The following is a 20,610-nucleotide window of genomic DNA, read 5'->3' on the forward strand; positions in this document are numbered from 1 at the left end:
TAAATATCGCAGAATATCAAGGGTTTTTTAAAAATTTATTTCACGGATTCAGGTTTATTATAGTTAGCGGGGTGGAAAAATTCAATTATGTATTTTATTCCCGGGTATAGGCCACGCGCAGCACTTCCTGCAGGGAAGTAAGACCCTGGAGCACCTTCTGGATGCCGTCCTCCTGCAGCAGGACCATTCCTTCGGCGGTGGCCTGCTTCTTGATGGCGGCATGGGGCTGGCGGTTATTGATCATTTCGCGCAGTACGCCCGAGGCCAGCAACACCTCGTGGATACCGGTGCGCCCCCGGTAGCCGGTCTGGTGGCACTGCGCACATCCCGCCGGCTGATAGAGAACCGTATCTTCCCGCCAGTGGGCACCCAAAAACAGCCGGTCTTCCGGGCCGGGTTGATAGGGTTGCTTGCAGTGCGGGCATAACAGGCGTACCAGCCTCTGGGCGGTGACACCCAGCAGCGAAGCCGCAACCAGAAAATGATCCACCCCCATGTCCATCAGTCTGCCCACAGCCCCAACCGCATCATTGGTGTGCAGCGTGCTCAGGACCAGGTGACCGGTGGTGGCGGCCCGCACGGCGATTTCTGCGGTTTCCCGGTCGCGGATTTCACCAACCATGATCACATCGGGATCCTGGCGCAGGATGGCGCGCAGGCCGGTGGCAAAGGTCAGCCCGGCCCGCACGTGGACCTGGGTCTGGTTAATGCCCGGCAGCAGGTATTCCACCGGATCCTCAATGGTGATGATGTTGCGCTCGACCGAGCTGATTTCGCGCAGGGCGGCGTAGAGGGTGGTGGTTTTGCCGCTGCCGGTGGGGCCGGTAAGCAGGATCAGTCCATAGGCGGCTTTGAGCATGCTGCGGAAGCGCTCCAGGTTGGGAGCGGAAAACCCCAGCTGGGGCAGGTCGAAGAGCTGGTCGCTTTTGTACAGCAGGCGCAGGACGATCTTTTCGCCGTAGACAGTGGGCAGGCTGGACACCCGCATGTCGATGCTGCGGCCGGAGAAGTCCAGCTGTAGCCGGCCGTCCTGGGGCAGGCGCCTTTCGGCAATGTCCATACCCGAAAGTATCTTCAGCCGGGAAGTAACCGGAATACGCGCCTGCGCCGGCAGTTCCAGTACATCGCGCAGGATGCCGTCCACCCGAAAGCGTACCAGCAGCCCCTTTTCCCGGGGCTCGATGTGAATATCGCTGGCCCGTTCGTTGACGGCCTGAGTGAAGATGGAGTTGACCAGGCGCACTACCGGTGCCTCGCCTGCGCCCATGTTTTCCTGAAAAGAGATGCGGATGGTCTCTGGGCGTCCGGTATCCTCGGGAGCGGGGCCGGCAAATTCTCTTTCCAGATTGGCCATGGCGAAGGCCCGGGAGATGGCCTGATCGATCTCGCTCTCGGTGGTCAGCATGGGGGTGATCTCCAGGCGGGTGGCCACCCGGAAATCGTCCTGGGCCACCACGTTGAGGGGGTCGGCCAGAGCGACAATCAGCCTCTGTCCCTCTTTTTTCACCGGAACTATGCGGGTGCGCCGGATGAGTTCCTCGGGAAAGCTGCGCACCAGTTCCACATTCAGCAGTTTACTCAGCTGGATCTGGGGGATGCCCAGCTGCATCTCCAGCACATTCATGATGTCCTGCTCGCTGACCATACCCAGCTGGATCAGGGTGCGGCCCAGGCGTTCACCCGTGCGCTTCTGTTCGCGCAGGGCCAGCTGCAGCTGTTCTGGAGTAAGCAGTCCGCTGTCTATGAGCAAATCGCCCAGGCGCCGGGGTGGTGCGGGATGGCGGGGGGGCATATTCAACGCTCCTTTGCTAATGCTGTGCCCTGGCCTGTGTTTTACCCATACATTGTTCCAGTTTGCCGCGGGCATCAGGGTGGTGTACGGGAGGTGCGCACCCGGCCGGTAACCGGTGTAATGATCACATAATAACGCTGGTCCGAATTTCTGTCGCGCAGAGTGATGTGGCCGGACTGTCTGGGGATACCGTTATAATTGAACTCTAACAGTTTATTGCTTAAATTGGGGCCAAAACCGCTGGCCTCCTCCATATCCACACCGGGCGGCAGCGGGACTCTTTTAATGACGGTAAATGCCCCCAGACGCAGGATATACCGGTCTCTTTCCACATCCAGCAGGAGCTGATAAGTGTTGCCGGCATCCGGTTGACTGATGGCCGCCTGCTGCTGCTCCAGGATGTCGGCTTCCAGTTGTCTGGCGGCAATGTACAGGGCCTGTCTGTGATATGCTTTTGCCACGGGCAGTGCGATGATTACTGCCAGAATGCCGGCAATGGCCAGCACAATGATTATTTCCACCAGTGTAAAGGCAGATTTGCCAGACAAAAAAACCAATCCTTAACTGAGATATTTCTGGGTATATTTAATATGTTTTCATGATTTCAGGCTGCTTTGAGCAGTTATTCTGGCTTTTTCAGCAAAATCCTGCCCTGGTTTGGCCAAATTATGTGGGCAGAAGACCGGTTTGCTGTTTTTTCAGTTCAGCCTGCACCAGTTGTTCCAGTTCGGCCAGGGTGGCCGGTGCCGGGCAGCGTACACCGGGCAGTGAAAGCTTCGACTGGCGGGGCGGGGAACCCGGGTGATTTTTTCGGGGTCCGGAGGAGGGACCGGTCTTGGGGTCACTGGAGGCGGGCAACACCGGCCCATCTTCTTCCCGGCTGGCGGCAGCCGGGAAGCCGGCGGATGCCCCCGGTGCGGAACGGGCTACCGGGCTGCTCTCCAAAAGCGACAGGGCGGCCAGCAGTGTATCCAGCCGCTGGTCCAGCTCCTGCAGAGAGTTTATATCCTTTTCCTGCCAGACAGGGGAGTTCTCCAGTGCGCTCAGGCTTTCCTGCAGAGGGGTAATCTGCTGTTGCATTTGGGTCACCCGGGTCAGACACTGTTGCAGTTTATTCTGCAGCTGCTGCAGTATTTTCCGGCTCAAGTTTTCCTTTTCCTTAAGGAGCTGCAGCATTGTTTCTCCATCTTCGGCCGACAATGCCAGAATGTTTTGCCCCAGCTGGAGCAATTCTTGCTGTACTTTCCGGTAACGCCCAAAATCCATACTCTAACCCTCCCGGTAGCAAAATGGTAATGGTAATATATTCTCTGTGTGTAATAAATTACCTCTAGAAAATAATAAAAAACAGGGATGCTTAGCTATTCTAAACATCCCTGTTGGCCGGGCACGGTGGGTTGTATGAGTTTATTAATACGCTGTACGGCGGTAGTTGCTGTAACAGGTACTGCAGTAAATGGGCCGGCGACCCGAAGGCTTGAACGGCACCTCGGTCACTGCACCACATTCGGCACAGACAGCTTCATACATCTGCCGTTCGGTTTGAGCTTCGCGCTGCGACTTGCGCATGCGGCGGCACTGGCGGCAACGGCTGGGCTCATTGGTCAGGCCCTTTTCAGCAAAAAACTCCTGCTCACCGGCGGTAAAAACAAACTCCTCGCCACAGTCGCGGCACACCAGTGTTTTGTCGGCAAAAGACATGGTTGGGGAAAACCTCCTCCTGGGTAATTCCTGGTCTTGGGGACACGCTTGAGCAAAACCTTCCTACTCCAGGGATACCAGACCAGGATACCGGAGGGAAAAGTTTTTGCCGGGAGTCGCAAACCAGTTGCTATTATTATATACACGATTTGGCTGGTTGTCGATACAAAAATAAAAAAGGCTACCTGCATTTTGATGCGTGAAAACAGCGGGGTAGCCCGGGATTGCCTGGACGGCAGGTCAGGTTATCTATCTTTCAGGAAGACCAGTTTAAACGTTCCGATGACAATAATCAGTGGTATGGCGCTCAACAATATTAAACCTATTTCAGATTCCACGGAAGTTTAAATTCCCCCCTTTGAGCATCATCATAGCAAAAATAGTGGAGACAGTAAAGTGGCGTAAATTTCTGAAATCATTATATGAGCCTGTTCCTGGTTGTAGAAATGTTTATTGCTAGCTTTTTTCTTCGGATGTGGTATAATTTTAACAGTTTGCGAGTCGGGGGGATGATAGTCTTGACCGTTTGGGAAGCAGCTCTGCTGGGGGTTGTGCAGGGGCTGGGCGAGTTTTTGCCCATTTCCAGTTCGGCTCATCTGGTTTTGCTGCCCTGGTTTTTCGGCTGGCAATATGCGGGGCTGCGTTTTGATGTGGCACTGCATCTGGGAACCCTGCTGGCGGTGCTGGTTTACTTCTGGCGGGACTGGTTGGTGATTATTTATGAAGGATTTACCAGGCGCCAGTCAACAGAAGGCCGGCTGTTCTGGTATTTGCTGCTGGCCACCCTGCCGGGAGCGCTGGTGGGATATTTCCTGGAGGATTATGCGGAAACTATTTTTCGCTCTCCACTGATTATCGGAATTATGCTGATCGTCATGGCGGTTATCCTGTACCTTTCCGACACGCTGGCGGCCAGTTATAAAAGGATGCATCAGCTGAGACTGGCCGACAGCCTGCTGATTGGTCTGTCCCAGGCCCTGGCCATCATCCCCGGCGTTTCGCGCAGCGGTGTGACCATGAGCATGGGCCGGATACTGGGCTTGTCCCGGGAGACGGCCGCGCGTTTTTCTTTCCTGCTCTCCACGCCCATTGTGGTGGGAGCGGGGCTGCTCCAGATGAAGGATTTGACCGCTGCCGACCTGACGCTGCCTTTTATTACGGGAGTGGCGGTATCGGCGCTGGTGGGGTTCCTGGCCATTAAATTTCTCCTGCGCTATCTGGTGCGCCATACTTTCAACATTTTTGTGGGTTACCGGATCTTGCTGGGGTTGGCGGTAATTGTGCTGGCTGCCCTCAGAGGGCAACTGCACATCTAGCCGCCGCGTTAGCGTGGCGTTACGGGTTGTCGGGGCTGCCGAGATTGGTGGAGGCGGCTGCCGGCTTATTTTGTTGCAGATTGATCAGCACTATGGCTACCAGAATCAGCAAACACCCGGCTATCTGTACCGGAGCAAGCACTTCACCCAGGAAGAAAAATGAAGCCAGAGTGCCGATGACCGGTTCCAGGGTGCTGGTGATGCCCGCCTTGACCGGGTTGATATATTTCAGACCCAGGAAGAACAGGCCAAAGGGCAGTGTGGTGGCAAAAATTGCTATGTACAGAAAAAACAGTCTGGTGGTCCAGGTGGCGGCCAGCCAGGTCTGCCAGGGTGGCGCGTAGAAGCTCCAGACCAGCGCGGCAATCCCGAACCCCCAGGTGAGCATGGTCCAGGGATTGTATTTGCTCAGGCCGCGTTTACCGTATATGGTATAAAAGGCAAAGGCCAGAGCGGAAGCCAGGCCGGAAATCAGCCCGGTCGTATTGACGGCCAGGCCGCCCTGGAGATTGCCGCGCACAATGCCCAGGCCACCGGCTATGGCACAGGCCAGTGCGGCGCATTTGGCCGGGGTGAGGTTTTCACTGCGCGTGAGCAGTCCGTAAACCAGAACCAGAGCCGGGGCCAGATACTGCAGGAAAATAGCCGTGGCCACATTGTTCAGGCTGATGGTGTACATATAAGTGAACTGGACCATGGCTACGCCCAGTGTACCAAAAATAAGAAAATACAGGAGATCGCTGCGGCTAATTTTGAGCAGCGACCGGTTAGTCAAAGACAGCAAGGTCAGCAAAATAAAAAAGGAGATGAGCAGGCGCATCTGCACCAGGTCAAAGGGCGAGGCGTTGTTGTTAAACATGAATTTGGCCACCGTGCCAGCAATCCCCCACATGGTGGCAGCGAGGATGATCAGTGCTAACCCTTTTTTTTCCACGAACATTTCTCCCTCAAATGTAAACTAATGCGTACATTTTCGCCGGCAGACGGGAAAAAACCTCCCCGTACTGTGCGGTTTTTTTATTTCCGGCCAGAGCGGCGGCTGGCGGTGGAAAAAAGTTATACAAATATTCCCATATACAAGCATATCTGCCTGTTATATGTTATAATTTACCAGAGAAATGGAGGGGGTTACGGTGCACGGTGAGGAGCGGGTTAATGAAAAATTGAAACATGAAGTGACCGGTATCGCCCTGCTGGCTCTGGGTATACTGCTGTCCTTTTGTTTTATCTGCCCTTCGGCCGGCCTGGTTACCGCCTGGTTCTCGGCTGCCAGCGGGGTTTTGCTGGGTTACGGGCGCTATCTGTTGCCGGTCTGGTTGCTGGTTAAAGGCTATCATCGCCTCCTGGGACGATCCGGGGCCAGCAGTGTGCGCCAGCAGACCGGCCGGGTGATATTGTTGCTGGTGCTGCTGGCGGTCTGCCATCTGGTGCTGTTCGCCGGTCAGGAATGGGAGGCGGCGCTGCAGGGACGGGGCGGGGGGATAGCCGGTGCAGCCATCGTCCGGGCGGGAAAATGGGCCTTCGGTCTGCCCGGACTGCTGATCTGCCTGCTGGCTCTGGCCCTGATCGGGGGAAAGCTCTGCCGGGGCAGTGCGGTGCGCACTGCCGGTCAAGAAAAAGGCTGGAGCGGGTGGCGGCAGGTCGGGCAATTATGGTCAAACATTACCGGCTATTTTCTGGAAGATGAACTGCCGGAAGAGGGGGAGCCGGTATCAGCGGAGGAGCATCATCCGGGGCATCCGGAGACCGGTGCTGCTTTCCGGTGTGCCGCATCCGGCATGCACCTGCTGCCTCCGCTGAATTTACTGCGCCGTCCGGAAAGAAAGGGAGCTGGCGGGACCAGGGAGGTTGCCCGGCGCAGCCACCTGCTGCAGGAGACCATGAAAAGCTTTGGCCTGCCGGTGAAAGTGGTCAGTGTATCCTGCGGGCCGACCATCACCCGGTATGAGATTGCCCCGCCGCCGGGCGTGAAAATCAGCCGTATTGTGTCGCTGGCCGATGATCTGGCTCTGGCTCTGGCAGTGCCCGCCGTGCGCATAGAGGTACCGGTGCCGGGAAAAGCCTGCCTGGGCATCGAGGTGCCCAACGAACAGCGCAGCGTGGTGTATTTGCGGGAACTGCTGGAGGAGGAGGCGTACTGGCAGTGTCCCTCCCTGCTGACAGTGGCTCTGGGCCGGGATATGTCCGGCCAGCCCGTGTATGTGGATCTGGCCGGGTTACCCCACTTGCTGCTGGCCGGGTCTACCGGTGCCGGCAAGAGCGTATGTTTGAACACCATGGTGGCCAGCCTGTTGTTTCGCGCCAGCCGGGAGCAGTTGCGTTTTGTGGTGGTGGATCCCAAGAAAGTTGATCTGGCGGTTTTCCGCGATTTGCCCCACCTGATTTTTCCTGTGATCACCTGTGTCCGGCAGGCCAGTCAGGCACTGGCCTGGGTCATCCAGGAAATGGAACGCCGTTACAGGCAGTTTGCGGCCCGGGGGGTGCGGCAAATCGACCGGTACAATCAGCTCATCAGGGCAGAGGCCGGGGAAAAAGGGGCTGGTCTGCCATACATAGTGATTGTGATTGATGAACTGGCCGATTTGATGCTGACGGCACCGGGCGATATGGAAAAGAGCATTTGCCGGCTGGCGCAGATGGGCCGGGCGGCCGGCATCCATTTGATTGTGGCCACCCAGCGCCCGTCTGTGGATGTAATTACCGGTCAGATCAAGGCCAATATACCGGCCCGCCTTGCTTTTGCCGTTTCCTCCCAGGTAGATTCCCGTACAATTCTGGAACAGCACGGGGCGGAGAAGTTGCTGGGCAAAGGGGATATGCTCTTGCTTGGCGGCGGATCCAGCCGTCCGGTCAGGGTGCAGGGAGCGTATGTCTCCGATGAGGAACTGACCGGCCTGGTGGATTTCTGGCGCAAAGCCGGCCGTCCGGAACACCAGGCGGGCAGCAAGGATGATGCCGAATTGCTGCAGCAGGCCATCAACCTGGTGTCCACCCAGGGCCAGGCTTCAGCCACCCTGCTGCAGCGCCGGCTGCAGATTGGATATAACAGAGCGGTGCGCTTGCTGGATACAATGGAAAGTATGGGCATACTCGGACCGGATGGTAGTAGAAGGAAAAGAAGGGTACTGCTGAATCCGCCGGGCCGGGAGCAGGCGGCGGCTGGATTGGAGCAAACTGACCGGGTGGGCGGTTTCAGCGATTAGTTCCGGCGAGGTGAAATAATTTGGTTTTGACCGCCGGGCCTGTTGATAGCCGCCGGTTTGCTGTTTATAATTATCCTGGGATAGAACGGACACTGATTTTGGGAATATTATGCTCTTTTTGGTGAACTGACAGGGACACATGAGCACTAACATGATGGAGATGTCGGGTGCAAATGATCAGGAATCTTACTGTGCAGGAAGCGCTGGAAGCTTTGGACTGCGGAGCGGTGCTGGTGGATGTGCGTTCGGAAGGTGAATTTGCCGAGGTGACCATACCCGGGGCCGTCAACATCCCTTTATTTAACAATCAAGAAAGGGCCCAGATCGGGACAGTTTATAAACAGGTATCGCCCACCGCTGCCCGGCGGCTGGGTCTGCGGCTGGTGGCGCCCAAACTGCCCGCCCTGCTGGAGAGGTTTGAACAGTTGGCGCCGGCCGGAGAAAAAGTGATTCTCTTTTGCTGGCGCGGGGGGATGCGCAGCCAGTTTGTGGCTTATATGTTGGAGCAGATGAACTTCCAGGTCTGCCGCATTATCGGGGGCTTCAAGTCATACCGGCGTTATGTCAATAGCTACCTGGGCACAGCGCTGCCCCACCGGGCGGTGGTTTTGCATGGATTGACCGGGGTGGGCAAGACCGAGATCCTCAAAAGATTACCTGCTTACGGCGTACCGGTGCTGGACCTGGAAACCCTGGCTGCCCACCGGGGTTCGGTATTCGGCAAGGTGGGTATGCCCGCTTCCCCCGGCCAGAAAATGTTTGAGGGATTGATTGTACAGGCTTTGCGTGCTGCTGAAAAATATGGTATTTTTGTAGTAGAATGCGAAAGCCGGCGGTTGGGGCGGCTGCTGGTGCCGCCGCCGGTGATGCAGGCCATCCGCGATGGTTACCGGGTGTTGTTGTATGCCGGTATGCCCGTCCGGGTGGAAAGAAGCCTGGGGGGATACCTGCTGGAAGATTCGTCCGGTGCGCTGCAGCCGTTACTGGAGGCTGTGGATGCTCTGGTGAAGTATCTGGGAAAAACTCGGGTCGAGCAGCTCAAGCAGTGGATTGCGGCCGGACAATACCGTCCGGCGGTGGAATTTTTGCTGCACCATTACTACGATCCTCTGTACAAGTATCCCTCTGCTCCCAGTGCCGATTACCACCTGTGTGTGGATACAGAAGATCTGGATCGGGCCGCGGATATAGTTGCTTCCTTTGTCAAATCCTTGCCGGAATTTGGTCAGCCGGTGCGGGGAGGTGAGCAGGATGTCAGTTGGTCTAAAATTGCGCCAGGCCAGGGAGAGACTGGGCCTTTCCCTGGAGGATGCCGAGAATGCTACGAAAATTCGCCGTAAATACCTGGAGGCATTGGAAAATGAAGCCTACCAACAGTTGCCCGGTACGGTGTATGCCCGGGGATTTTTGCGCAACTATGCCCGTTATCTGGGCCTGCCCGGTGAGGAAATGGTTCAGGAAATGGACCGGTCGCTGGCGCCAACCGGTTTGCCGGGTGAACAAAGCGGTGCCCGGGAGGCGGAGCCAGCCGAAACCAGGCGAAAGCAGCGCCCGGCGGAGCGCCGGCCCAAAGCCGGGGGTAGTCAGGAGCCCGCTGCCAGACCGGTGCGCTTGCGGACCTGGATAGCCCTGGCCGGTGCGGTGCTGGTTTTACTGGGCGGATGGGCCCTGTATGCGGCCTGGCAACCGGGAAAACCGGTTCCTGCTCCGACGCCTCCGGTGGCTCAGAAAGGCGATAAATCTACTTTACCTCCCTCAGTCAGCCCGCCTTCCGTAAACCCGGCACCGGAGGGTGTGGATCTGGTGCTCAATGTTACCGACAGCCGCAGCTGGATGCAGGTGGTGGTGGACGGCCGGGAGGAATTTACCGGTATCCTGCAGGCCGGTGAAATGAAGCAGTTTCGCGGTCAGGAGAGGATTTACGTCAAATTGGGCAACGCCGGTGTGGTGCAGGTGCAGTACAACGGGCGCAATCTGGGTGTGCTGGGCGGCGTGGGCCAGGTGATTAAACGGGAATTTACCTCTACCGGCCAGAGCTGACATGAACTGTCACTTGCTCAAGCGGCCGAAAATAAGTTATAATTAACTTCCAGGCAAAATGAAAACAAAAAGTACGATGAGCAGCCGCTGTGCTGTCATTTGAACAGCGCAGAGGAAAGTCGAGACACGCACACGCCCGGCAAGGGCGTGTAAAACGGTGCCCGGCGCAAGCCGGGGCGGGGCGACCCGACGACGGCAAAAGGAACTCTCGCAGTTCCGAGTAGCCATAAAGTGCCACAGAAACTATTTCACCGGGCGACCGGTGAGTGCAAGGGTAAACTCCACCGGCGTGCAACCCAAATAGGCAGCTCTGGCTGCGGGTAGGGGCACCTCTCGAAGGGGAGGAGGGCGGGTTCCAGTGGACCCCCCTAGATAGATGGCTGCTTGAAATAACAGAATCTCGCTTACAGTCGTGCTTTTTGTTTGATTTTGCCTGACAGTGGATCAAAGACGGGACAGGTCCTTAAAGACCCGCTCCCGTCTTTTTGGTTGTTCTAGGGGATAAACCCGCCTTCGGCCGGTGTCTGAACGGTAGGTGCATCAGATGGCAGCAGGCTGCCGGTCGGGTTGTGCACCGGGCAGGTTTTGGTGGGTACCCGGTCCAGATAGTCCAGGACAAATTCCGGGACTTCGTAGGGCAGTTTGACCAGATGGCGCACCACCCGCTCCGGACAGTTTGCGGTGGGCAGCAAACCCGAGGTGGCGCATACTTCCACCGGTACATGGGTGTTATCCACTTCTGTGGGCACTGTGCCGGCAGCGAAGTAGTCGGTGACCTGATGCTCGGGTGGCGTGTTGGGACCGGGCAGCAGGCCGGACTTGCTGTCCACGGTGGCCGTGGTGATATCGGCCGGACGGCTGAAGTCCTGGGGCGGTACATTCTGCAGGGCCCGTGCCATCACCTGACGCCAGATCGCGGCCGGGTAGGTACCGCCGTAAGCCCGGGGCATGGAACGGTTATTTTCAGTCCCCACCCAGACCACTCCCACCATCTGGGGGGTATAGCCGGCAAACCAGAGGTCGGTACCTTTTTCCGTGGTGCCGGTCTTGCCGGCCACCGGACGAGCCAGGCGGGCGTTCTGGCCGGTGCCGCTCTCCACTACCGAACGCAGCATGTCGGTAACCAGAAAAGCGGTGGCGGGGCTGATCACCTGTTTCTGCCGGGGCCGTGCTTCCTCCAGGATATGGCCGTTGGCGTCTTCGACGCGCAGGATGGCCAGCGGCTGACTCTGAATGCCTTCATTGGCCAGGGCGGTATAGGCGCTGGCCAGTTCCAGCGGGGAAACATCCCAGGTGCCCAGAGCGATGCTGGCACCGGTACGGGCCGGATCAATTTTAAATCCGAAGCGCCCGGCAAAGTCGATGGCCTGGTTTAGCCCCACACTGTCCATTACCAGTTTCACCGCCACCACATTGACCGAGTGGGTCAGGGCGGTGCGCAGGGTGATCAGTCCGCGGTATTTCCGGTCGGAGTTTTGCGGCTGATACCCGTTATAGTTGACCGGAATATCGTCCACCACTGTAGCCGGGCCCATGCCTTTCAATTCAATGGCGGGGGCATAGGCGATGATTGGTTTGAAAGCCGAACCGGGCTGGCCGGGGGAGCGCACGGCCCGGTTCCAGGCCAGCCGTCCCTTGTGTTCCCGGCCGCCCACCATGGCCAGAATGTAACCCTTGCGGGCGTCCAGCACCACCATGGCTCCCTGGACATCCTGTACGGGGGGATAATTTTTGCTGTTGGCCAGTACTTCCTCGGCAATTTTTTGTACTCTGGTGTCCAGCGTGGTGTATACTCTCAGCCCGCCCTTATAGACCAGATCCGACCCGTATTTTTCCACCAGCAGGCTGGTGATGTAATCAATGAAATAGGGATAGGGGTACTTGCGGTTGTCCGGTGTGCCGGTGGCCAGTTCCAATTTGCTTTTTTGGGCTGCCGCGGCCTCCTCGGCGGTAATAAAGCCATAGCGGGACATGTTGTCCAGGATCAGGTTGCGCCGTTTTTGAGCCGCTTCCGGGTTCTGGTAAGGCGAATAGTAGGAAGGGGCCTGGATAATACCGGCCAGCAAGGCCGCCTCCGGCAGAGTGAGTTTGGCTGCATCCTTGTTGAAATACAGCCGGGCGGCCGATTGAATTCCGTAGGCACCTTCCCCAAAATAGATTTTGTTCAGATACATTTCCAATATTTCGGGCTTGGTATAGTGCCTTTCCAGCTGGATGGCCAGAATTGCTTCCTGGATTTTACGCTTGAAGGTTTTATCCGGGGTCAGGAAGGACTGTCTGACCAGCTGCTGGGTGATGGTGCTGGCGCCCTGGTGCAGCCCGCGGCCCAGTACGTCGGTAACAGCCGCGCGGAAGATGCCAATCAGGTCCACGCCGTGATGTTCGTAAAAGCGGCGGTCTTCTGCCGCCAGGAAGGCCTGCTGCACCTGTTCGGGAATATCTTTGATTTTTACCGGTACCCGGTTTTCCGCTCCAATTGTTCCTACCGGTTTGTTGTCGCGGTCATAAACCGTGGTCGCATTGGCTGTGCTCAAGGCGGCGGTGTCGAAAGAAGGCAGGTCGTGCAGGCTGACCAGGAGCAGCCCCAGCCCGGACAGCAGCATCAGGCCGGCAAATCCTAGAGCCATGACAGTGATCAGCCGCCCCACCCGCAGCCGGCGACGTCTTTTTCTGGCAGTCAAGTTCTTCCAACCTCCCCTGTTCTGCCTGATATGCAGCATTATATCACATTCAGGCCAACAGGGAAGATGTCCGCCTTGTCAGTTTTTGCTGCCGTTTGCTATAATTAAGAGAATTGGGCTGAATGTCCGCCCGGCTCAAGTTCCTGCCGGCCCTGGGCCCGGGCCGGGCGCGGGTAATGTATCGCGGAAAGGAGTAGCTGTATGCTGGATGTAGCCAAACAACTGGAAATTATCAAAAGAGGTGTGGCGGAAATAGTGCCGGAGGAGGAGCTGGTGTCCAAACTGCAGCGGGCGGTGGCCACCGGGCGTCCTCTGAAAATAAAACTTGGTCTGGATCCCACCGCTCCCGACATTCACCTGGGGCATACGGTTGTGCTGCAGAAGATGCGCCAGTTTCAGGAACTGGGGCATGAAGTGATCATTATTCTGGGCGATTTTACGGGTCGCATCGGCGATCCCACCGGCAAATCGGAAACGCGCCGGCAGCTGACCGAGGAGCAGGTAAAAGAAAATGCCCGAACATATGAAAAACAAATTTTCAAGATCCTGGACCGGGATAAGACCAGGATTGTTTTTAACAGCAGCTGGCTGGCTCCCCTCACCTTTGCCCAGGTGATCGAACTGGCGGCCAAATACACCGTGGCCCGGATGCTGGAAAGAGAGGATTTCAGCAAGCGCTACCGGGAAGGGCAGCCCATCAGCATTCACGAGTTTTTCTACCCCCTGATGCAGGGCTACGATTCGGTGGCTCTGGCCTGCGATGTGGAGCTGGGCGGTACCGACCAGAAGTTCAACCTGCTCATGGGGCGTCATCTACAAAAAGAGTTCGGCCAGGAACCCCAGATTGCCATCATGATGCCCATTCTGGAAGGCCTGGATGGCGTGCACAAAATGAGCAAGAGTCTGGGCAACTACATCGGCATAGACGAACCGCCGCGGGAAATGTACGGCAAGACCATGTCTTTGCCCGATGAACTGATGGTGCGCTATTACGAACTGGTCACACCCCTGGCTCTGGAAGAGGTCAGGGAGATCGCGCGGGGGCTGCAAGAGGGCACCCTGCACCCGCGCGATGCCAAAATGCGCCTGGCCCGGGAGCTGGTTACTTTTTATCATGGAGCCCGGGCGGCGCAGGAAGCCGAGGAGGAGTTCAAGCGCATTTTCCAGCAGCACGACCTGCCCGACGAGGTGCCGGAATATGTGCTGACGCCCGATCTGCTGGAAGGTGGGGCCATCCAGCTCTCCCGGCTGCTGCACCAGTCGGGACTGGCGGCCAGCAACAGCGAAGCCAAAAGATTAATCCAGCAGGGCGGCGTTAAACTGGATGGCGAGAAGCTGGATGATCCCCAGATGCTGCTGCGGCCGGTGGACGGCAGCGTGCTCAGGGTGGGAAAACGCAAGTTTCTGCGCCTGCGCGTGTCACAGTAAGGGAAAATGCGGTAAACAACCGGGGTGGTTGTCCGGAGGAGACGGCTGCGCCCGGTTATTATTTTTGTTTTGTTTTCTGAATATATTGACATTTGAGCCGGACAGATTTAATCTGGTATTACCAGATTAAATCTGGTGATACCAGATGGAATAACGGGGGTGGGAGCAAGGATGGCGCGCCAGCTGGAGGAAATTGAAAAATTTATTATTGCCCGCATTCTGGCTGGAGAGTTTGCCGTGGGCAGCAGTTTGCCCGGAGAGAGGGAACTGGCCGGCCGGCTGGGGGTTACCAGAACAAATATCCGGATTGTCTTGCAGAAAATGGCTGCTGCCGGGTGGTTGAGGGTGGCGGAGCGTCATGCCACGCTGGTGAATGACTTCTGGCAAACCGGTGACCTGCACGTGCTGGCGGCCATTGTCCAGCATGCCCAGGCCGGGGCGCTGGGGGCATTATCTTTTATCGGGGAGCTCCTGGAGGTGCGTTTGGGGATGGCGCCGCTGTACGCCCGGGCGGCGGTGGAGCGTCAGCCGCAGGAAATTGCCGGTTTTTTGGAGGCAGCTCATGAAAGCATGCTGCCGGGGGAGCTGGCGGCTTATGATTGGCGGCTGCATCTTACTCTGGCCCGGCATTCCGGCAACCGGGTTTACCCGCTGCTGTTGAACAGTTTTGCTGTTCTGGGTCAGAAAATGGGGCAGGTTTATTTCCGCTATTCCGCCTGCCGCCAGGCTACCGGGCGCTTTTACAGCGATCTGAAAGATGCGGCCCGGCGCGGCGATGGGCCGGCAGCATACAGCTGTACGGAAAGAGCGATGCGGGAGTCGATCCAGCTCTGGCAGCACTGCTGGGAGGAGCTGCAGCGTGCCGGAGGGGAGGAGGTGGCCGATCATGGTGCGCCGCTGGAACGGTTGGGGTGAGGAAGAAGTTAATTACCCTCTGCCGGCCGGAGCCCGGGAAATGCTGGTGCAGCTCCTGGGGCCGGGTACACCGCCCGGCGAGGTGCGGCTGGAAGATGTGCTATCCGGGTTACCGGCCGGGCGCCTGCCGGATCATCCCCTGATCAGCGCGGATCCCGAGATCCGCCTGCGGCACAGCCGGGGGCAGAGCCTGCCGGACTGGATTGAGCTGCGCAGCGGCCGGATCGGGCGCGTACCGGACGGGGTGGCCTTCCCCGAAAGCAGTGAGCAGGTGCGGCAGCTCCTGGAATATGCTCAGGAATATGGGATCAGCGTGATTCCCTATGGGGGGGGAACCAGCGTGGTGGGGCACCTGACGCCGGTTGGTGACGCGCCGGTGCTGGCTTTGGCCCTGGGCCGGATGGATCGCCTGCTGGAAATGGATGAGCTGAGCCATCTGGCCACCTTTCAGGCCGGGGTGAGCGGTCCGCGCTTGGAAGAACAGCTGGCCGGGAAGGGGTTCACACTGGGACATTATCCGCAATCCTTTGAGTATTCCACGCTGGGGGGCTGGGTGGTCACCCGCTCCAGCGGCCAGCAGTCCCTGGGGTACGGGCGCATCGAGCGGCTGTTTGCCGGAGGCCGGCTGGAAACGCCCCGGGGGACATGGTATCTGCCGCCATTTCCGGCCAGCGCCGCCGGTCCGGATTTGCGGGAGCTGGTCCTGGGTTCGGAAGGAAGATGTGGCGTATTGACCGAGGTCACGGTGCGGGTGCGCCGCCGGCCAGCCGCAGAATATTTTGGCGGCTGTCTGCTGCCCGGTCTGGAGGCCGGTATGGCCGCCGTGCAGGAACTGGTACGGCAGCGCCTGCCGCTGGTGATGCTGCGGCTGAGCGATCCGCTGGAAACCGCCACCACCCTGGCCATGGCCGGGCAGGCCCGGCTGATGCGCTGGCTGGAGAAATACCTGAGCTGGCGGGGCTGGAAACAGAATAAATGTTTATTGTTGTTTGGTGCGGCCGGCAGTGAGCCCGAGGTGAGTTTCGCCCGCCGGCAGGTGGTTGCGGCGGTGCGCCGGTGGGGCGGAATGATGCTGGGCGGCAAACCGGGCCGGCAGTGGTACCGGACCCGCTTTCGGGTGCCCTACTGGCGCAACAGTCTCTGGGAATGCGGTTACGCTGTGGATACACTGGAAACCGCGGTGCCCTGGCGCCGGGCGGCTGTTCTGGCCGGCGAGCTGGTCCGGCAGCTGCAGCAGGGACTGGCCGGGGTAGGGGAAAAAGTGCACGCTTACAGCCACCTTTCTCATGTGTACACCGACGGGTGCAGTATTTATGTGACCTATCTATTTCGCCTGGCCCGGCATCCGGAGGAAAATTTGCGCCGCTGGCGGCAGCTCAAAGAGCTGGCCAGCCGGACTATTTTGCAGCACGGCGGCACTATCAGCCACCAGCACGGTGTGGGCCTGGATCACAAGCCCTATTTGCCGGTGGAAAAAGGCGAACCGGGCCTTAAGCTGCTGGCCGGCGCGTTCAGTTTGCTGGACCGGCATGGGATAATGAATCCGGGCAAGCTATGCTAGCGGGGTGAGAAAGTGGAATGGCGTCGGGAACTGATGGAACAGCTGGCAGGTTCCTGGGATCTGGTGGTGATCGGCGGGGGGATTACCGGGGCGGCCGTTCTCTGGCTGGCCGCGGCAGCGGGAATGAAGGCGCTGCTTTTGGAGCAAAAGGATTTTGCCTGGGGAACATCCAGCCGCTCGGGAAAGCTGGTGCACGGCGGTTTGCGTTATCTGGCCCAGGGACAGCTCGCCCTCACCCGGGCAGCCGTGCGGGAAAGGGAATGGCTGTTGCGTACCTTTCCCGCACTGGTGCAGCAGCAATCTTTTGTGATCCCCTTTGCCCCGGGCCAGACGTGGCCAGCTCTGGCCTGCCGCCTGGGCCTGGCCGTATATGACCGGCTGGCCGGGCGCAAAAGCCGCTGTCATTATGATGCCCGGCAGCTGGAGCGGGCGGTTCCCCTGCTGCCGGCTGGGAAATGGCAGCAGGGGCTGGCTTACCAGGATGCCCAAACTGATGACGCCCGCCTGGTCATGCAGGTGCTGGGTCATGCGCTGGCTCTGGGCGGGCGGGCGCTGAACTACATGCCGGTACTGGATCTGCTGGTGAACCGGGCCGGACGCGTCTGCGGGCTGGCGGTGCGCGATGCCGAAACCGGCCGGGAGTTGGAGATAGCCGCCCGCACTGTGGTCAATGCTACCGGAGCCTGGGTGGACAGCCTGCGCCGGCGCCTGGGTCTTCCGCCCATGATCAGGCCGCTGCGCGGCAGCCATCTGATTTTCTCTGCCCACAAAATACCTCTGGAGCAGGGCATTAACTTGTTCCATCCCCGGGACAGACGACCGCTGTATATTTTTCCTTGGCTGGGAGCGGTTTTAGTGGGTACTACCGACCTGGATCACCGGGGGGAATTGTCCGAGGAACCCTGCATCAGCTGCGAGGAGAAAGAATATTTACTGGAAGCTGTCCAATTTACCTTTCCTCACCTGGGACTGAGTGAAAAGGACGTTCTGGCTACTTTTGCTGGGGTGCGCCCGGTGGTGGGCAGTGGTAAAAAAGATCCCTCGCGGGAAAAAAGAGATATGCTGGTAAAAGATGAGTCTGGTCTGATAACGGTTACCGGTGGCAAGCTGACCACTTTCCGGTTAATGGCTCAAAAGGCGTTGGCAATGGCTGGTATTCGCGCAGCAGGTGTGCCTGGTAGGCTGGCAACCGGTAAGGGGGAGACAGAGGCTATTCCGTCGGCGAGGCTGGACTTGCCCCGGATCTTCTGGAACGGGGCAACAACGGGCGGAGCGGGTGGTCCGGATGATTTGATAGCCGGTACGCCCTATACCTGGAGAGAACTGGCGCATGTGGCCGCCCGGGAGATGGTGGTGCATTTGGACGACCTGTTGCTGCGCCGGCTGCGTTTGGGAATTCTGTTACCCGACGGGGGTGCGGCGCTCTTGCCGGTTATTAAGGAACGGGTGCTGGCACTTCTGGGGTGGAATGAAGATCGCTGGCAGGAAGAAGTAAACCGTTACCTGAAACTGCGCCAATCCGCTTATAGCTTGCCGGCGGGGAGGTGATCTTGTAAAATGGCTGACCAGCTGATTATCTCTATAGACGTTGGTACCCAGAGTGTTCGGGCGGTACTTTTTGATCTGCGCGGCAATATTGTGGCCATGCAGAAAGTGTCCTTGCCGCCCTGGCAGGCACCGCAGCCCGGCTGGGCGGAGCAGGAGGCTGCGGTATTCTGGCAGAGTCTCTGCCAGGCGGTGCAGTCGCTCTGGCGGGAGCATCCCGGAGTCAAAGAGCGGCTGCTCTGCGCCACTCTGACCACCCAGCGCAGCACCGTCCTGCTGCTGGATCAAGAACGGCGGTTGCTGTATCCCGCGGTTTTGTGGCCGGATCAGCGGCAGGCCCGGCTGGTGCCAGCTCTGCCCTGGTACTGGCGCTGGTTGTTCGGGCTGCTGGGGCAGCGGCGCACATTGCAATATCTGCAAGCGCAGGCCGAGGTGAACTGGTTTGCCGCTCACCGTCCGGATATCTGGCACAGGACGGATAAGGTCCTCTTTCTTTCCGGTTATCTGACCTGGCTTATAACCGGCGAGCTGGTTGACTCGGTGGGCTGCCAGGTGGGTTATCTGCCTTTTGATTACCGGCGGCAGGTCTGGGCTGCGCCCAAAGACTGGCGCTGGCACGCTCTGGCCGTGCGCCCGGAGCAGTTGCCCCGTCTGGTAAAACCGGGGCAGGTGTTGGGCCAGGTGAGCCGGCCGGCCGCGGCGGCCACCGGGATGCCGCCCGGCCTGCCCCTGATTGCCGCAGCGGCGGATAAAGCCTGCGAGGTGCTGGGTGCGGGATGCCTGGAGGAAGGGCAGGCCAGCATCAGCCACGGCACTACGGCGACCATCAATGTCACCAGCCAGCGCTACCGGGAGCCCTTGCCCCTGCTGCCTCCTTACCCCAGCGCTGTACCCGACTGTTATAACCTGGAGGTGCAGATCTACCGCGGGTTCTGGCTGATTTCCTGGTTTATTCAAGAGTTCGGTTTGCCGGAGCAGTTTGCGGCCCGGGAAAGCAGCCGGGCGCCGGAAGAGGTGTTTGACCGGGTGATCCAGGACATTCCTCCGGGCTGCCAGGGGCTGGTGGTGCAGCCATACTGGTCGCCCGGTTTGCGCCTGCCCGGACTGGAGGCGCGGGGCAGTGTGATTGGTTTTCGGGATGTGCACACCCGGGGGCATTTTTACCGGGCTTTACTGGAGGGACTGGCCTTTGCCCTGCGCGAAGGCAGGGAGAGGCTGGAAAGAAGAACCGGTTGCCCCATTACCCGTCTATGTGTATCGGGTGGCGGTTCGCGCGGCAGCCAGGTGCTGCAGATCACCGCCGGCGTGTTCAATATGCCGGTATACCGGCCGCACACCTGGGAAACCTCCGCCCTGGGAGCGGCAGTGGTGGCCGCGGCCGGCATGGGGCTGTACCATGATGTGGCTGCGGCGGCCGGGGCCATGGTGCGCTATCAGGAACCGGTTTTACCGGAGCGGGCCGCTGCCGGCGTCTATGCGGAACTCTACCAGCGAGTGTACAAGCCGTTGTACGGGCGGGTCAGGCCGCTCTACCGGGTGCTGGAGAAACTCCAGTTGCTGTAATCAAGCAGCTTTTGCCGGCATAATATGAACAAGATACCCTGCCCGGCAGCCTGTCCGGGTGCGGGGTGGACCTGTCCGGTGGTGATGGAGCGTGTTCAAAAGACGCCGTCCCTGGAAGCGCTGGTTAGCGGTGCTGCTGCTCCTGCTGGTGATCGGGTCCGGGTTGTACTGGCTGGATGCGGCATTGCGTCCGGCCTTTTTCCGGCTGGCCGCCTACCGGACCTCCCAGCTGGCCACCGCGGTGGTGAACCAGGCCGTGCAGGAGGAACTTGAGGCCGGCAATTATCAGTATCAGGATTTTATCAATGTGCACCAGGACCAGCAGGGCCGGGTGGTGCTGATGCAGGCCAATACAGTGCGCATGAACATGTTTGCCACCCGGGTCAGCCTGGCGGTGAATCGCCGGCTGGCCAGCCTGCCGCAACAAACCGTCATGTTGCCTCTGGGGTTGATTACCGGTCTGACCTGGCTGGCCGACTACGGGCCGCGCCTTGCGGTCCGCATTTTGCCGGCCGGTGAGCTGCGGGTCAGCTGGCAGGACAAATTTGAAGCGGTGGGGATCAATCAGACCAGGCATGTGCTGGCGCTGTGCCTGGTTACCGATATTAAGCTGGTTGCTCCGGTCTGGAATGAAACCGTCCCTCTCACCACCACTGTGCCGGTAGCAGAAAGTGTGGTGGTGGGCGATGTGCCGCGGGTGTACCTGGGCCTTCCCGGCTGGCAGACGCTGGAACCGGCCGGTAAATAGAATATACCGGGCTCATCCAAAAATTGTGCTTGCTTTATGGACAACCAATTAGTATAAATAATCATAGACAGTGCTGCTGCAGAGGGAGCAGTTTTTTATTTTTTTATTTAGATGGAC

Annotated in this window: 16 protein-coding genes and 1 other RNA gene; 11 read left to right on the forward strand and 6 right to left on the reverse strand. The window is 58.8% G+C overall.

The annotated features are described in order from the left end of the window. Positions 1-94: 94 nt before the first annotated feature. The 4 genes from ACUVTU_RS02520 to ACUVTU_RS02535 all read right to left on the reverse strand — a co-directional run bounded on the left by ACUVTU_RS02520 (position 95) and on the right by ACUVTU_RS02535 (position 3,493). Positions 95-1,792, reverse strand: a complete 1,698-nt coding sequence (locus ACUVTU_RS02520) for a GspE/PulE family protein (protein ID WP_445888394.1) — start codon at positions 1,790-1,792, stop codon at positions 95-97. Positions 1,793-1,866: 74 nt separating this feature from the next. Then, positions 1,867-2,340 carry a GspH/FimT family pseudopilin gene (locus ACUVTU_RS02525; RefSeq protein WP_445888395.1) on the reverse strand — a complete coding sequence of 158 codons (474 nt, stop codon included), beginning with the start codon at positions 2,338-2,340 and terminating at the stop codon, positions 1,867-1,869. A 118-nt stretch (positions 2,341-2,458) separates the two neighbouring features. Continuing rightward, positions 2,459-3,058 (reverse strand): hypothetical protein, encoded by a 600-nt coding sequence (locus ACUVTU_RS02530; protein ID WP_445888396.1) that lies wholly within the window; start codon positions 3,056-3,058, stop codon positions 2,459-2,461. A 144-nt stretch (positions 3,059-3,202) separates the two neighbouring features. Next, positions 3,203-3,493: a zinc-ribbon domain containing protein gene (locus ACUVTU_RS02535; RefSeq protein ID WP_445888397.1), complete on the reverse strand. Its 291-nt coding sequence runs from the start codon at positions 3,491-3,493 to the stop codon at positions 3,203-3,205. Between the two features lie 518 nt (positions 3,494-4,011). Between ACUVTU_RS02535 and uppP the strand changes: the two genes are divergently transcribed. Next, the gene (gene uppP / locus ACUVTU_RS02540; RefSeq protein ID WP_445888398.1) at positions 4,012-4,809 is read left to right on the forward strand and encodes an undecaprenyl-diphosphatase UppP; all 798 of its coding nucleotides are present in this window, start codon (positions 4,012-4,014) and stop codon (positions 4,807-4,809) included. Positions 4,810-4,828: 19 nt separating this feature from the next. On the opposite strand, the gene ACUVTU_RS02545 is transcribed toward uppP, so the two are convergent. Then, positions 4,829-5,743, reverse strand: a complete 915-nt coding sequence (locus tag ACUVTU_RS02545; protein WP_445888399.1) for a DMT family transporter — start codon at positions 5,741-5,743, stop codon at positions 4,829-4,831. A gap of 199 nt (positions 5,744-5,942) precedes the next feature. Between ACUVTU_RS02545 and ACUVTU_RS02550 the strand changes: the two genes are divergently transcribed. From ACUVTU_RS02550 to rnpB, 4 genes are all read left to right on the forward strand, one after another. Then, complete coding sequence (locus ACUVTU_RS02550; RefSeq protein WP_445888400.1) at positions 5,943-8,012, forward strand: DNA translocase FtsK; 2,070 nt, start codon at positions 5,943-5,945, stop codon at positions 8,010-8,012. A gap of 173 nt (positions 8,013-8,185) precedes the next feature. Then, the gene (gene mnmH / locus ACUVTU_RS02555) at positions 8,186-9,352 is read left to right on the forward strand and encodes a tRNA 2-selenouridine(34) synthase MnmH (protein WP_445888401.1); all 1,167 of its coding nucleotides are present in this window, start codon (positions 8,186-8,188) and stop codon (positions 9,350-9,352) included. Further along, positions 9,264-10,052, forward strand: a complete 789-nt coding sequence (locus ACUVTU_RS02560; protein WP_445888402.1) for a helix-turn-helix domain-containing protein — start codon at positions 9,264-9,266, stop codon at positions 10,050-10,052. The genes mnmH and ACUVTU_RS02560 overlap by 89 nt, the downstream gene beginning before the upstream one ends. 72 nt (positions 10,053-10,124) lie before the next feature. Further along, positions 10,125-10,464: RNase P RNA component class B (rnpB, locus tag ACUVTU_RS02565), an RNA gene on the forward strand. A gap of 82 nt (positions 10,465-10,546) precedes the next feature. Here rnpB and ACUVTU_RS02570 read toward each other — a convergent pair. After that, positions 10,547-12,733 carry a transglycosylase domain-containing protein gene (locus tag ACUVTU_RS02570; RefSeq protein WP_445888403.1) on the reverse strand — a complete coding sequence of 729 codons (2,187 nt, stop codon included), beginning with the start codon at positions 12,731-12,733 and terminating at the stop codon, positions 10,547-10,549. Between the two features lie 201 nt (positions 12,734-12,934). On the opposite strand from ACUVTU_RS02570, the gene tyrS reads away from it, so the two are divergent. The 6 genes from tyrS (at position 12,935) to yunB (ending at position 20,493) form a co-directional block, all read left to right on the forward strand. Continuing rightward, positions 12,935-14,161, forward strand: coding sequence for a tyrosine--tRNA ligase (gene tyrS / locus ACUVTU_RS02575; protein ID WP_445888404.1), 1,227 nt, complete (start codon positions 12,935-12,937; stop codon positions 14,159-14,161). Positions 14,162-14,332: 171 nt separating this feature from the next. Then, entirely contained in the window at positions 14,333-15,076 is a 744-nt protein-coding gene (locus tag ACUVTU_RS02580; protein WP_445888405.1) for a GntR family transcriptional regulator, read from the forward strand. Next, complete coding sequence (locus ACUVTU_RS02585; protein WP_445888406.1) at positions 15,048-16,637, forward strand: FAD-binding oxidoreductase; 1,590 nt, start codon at positions 15,048-15,050, stop codon at positions 16,635-16,637. The genes ACUVTU_RS02580 and ACUVTU_RS02585 overlap by 29 nt, the downstream gene beginning before the upstream one ends. 12 nt (positions 16,638-16,649) lie before the next feature. Beyond that, positions 16,650-18,185, forward strand: coding sequence for a glycerol-3-phosphate dehydrogenase/oxidase (locus tag ACUVTU_RS02590; protein ID WP_445888407.1), 1,536 nt, complete (start codon positions 16,650-16,652; stop codon positions 18,183-18,185). A gap of 9 nt (positions 18,186-18,194) precedes the next feature. Beyond that, complete coding sequence (locus tag ACUVTU_RS02595; protein WP_445888408.1) at positions 18,195-19,745, forward strand: FGGY-family carbohydrate kinase; 1,551 nt, start codon at positions 18,195-18,197, stop codon at positions 19,743-19,745. Positions 19,746-19,836: 91 nt separating this feature from the next. Continuing rightward, positions 19,837-20,493, forward strand: a complete 657-nt coding sequence (gene yunB, locus ACUVTU_RS02600; protein WP_445888409.1) for a sporulation protein YunB — start codon at positions 19,837-19,839, stop codon at positions 20,491-20,493. Positions 20,494-20,610 lie beyond the last annotated feature (117 nt).

Source organism: Desulfurispora sp., from assembly GCF_052744395.1.

Coding starts and splice junctions, on each gene's coding strand:
- ACUVTU_RS02535 (WP_445888397.1), bottom strand. CDS start 3,493: ATGTCTTTTGCCGACAAAACACTGGTGTGCCGCGACTGTGGCGAGGAG.
- ACUVTU_RS02560 (WP_445888402.1), top strand. CDS start 9,264: ATGTCAGTTGGTCTAAAATTGCGCCAGGCCAGGGAGAGACTGGGCCTT.
- mnmH (WP_445888401.1), top strand. CDS start 8,186: ATGATCAGGAATCTTACTGTGCAGGAAGCGCTGGAAGCTTTGGACTGC.
- ACUVTU_RS02585 (WP_445888406.1), top strand. CDS start 15,048: ATGGTGCGCCGCTGGAACGGTTGGGGTGAGGAAGAAGTTAATTACCCT.
- tyrS (WP_445888404.1), top strand. CDS start 12,935: ATGCTGGATGTAGCCAAACAACTGGAAATTATCAAAAGAGGTGTGGCG.
- ACUVTU_RS02520 (WP_445888394.1), bottom strand. CDS start 1,792: ATGCCCCCCCGCCATCCCGCACCACCCCGGCGCCTGGGCGATTTGCTC.
- ACUVTU_RS02595 (WP_445888408.1), top strand. CDS start 18,195: ATGGCTGACCAGCTGATTATCTCTATAGACGTTGGTACCCAGAGTGTT.
- ACUVTU_RS02530 (WP_445888396.1), bottom strand. CDS start 3,058: ATGGATTTTGGGCGTTACCGGAAAGTACAGCAAGAATTGCTCCAGCTG.
- ACUVTU_RS02580 (WP_445888405.1), top strand. CDS start 14,333: ATGGCGCGCCAGCTGGAGGAAATTGAAAAATTTATTATTGCCCGCATT.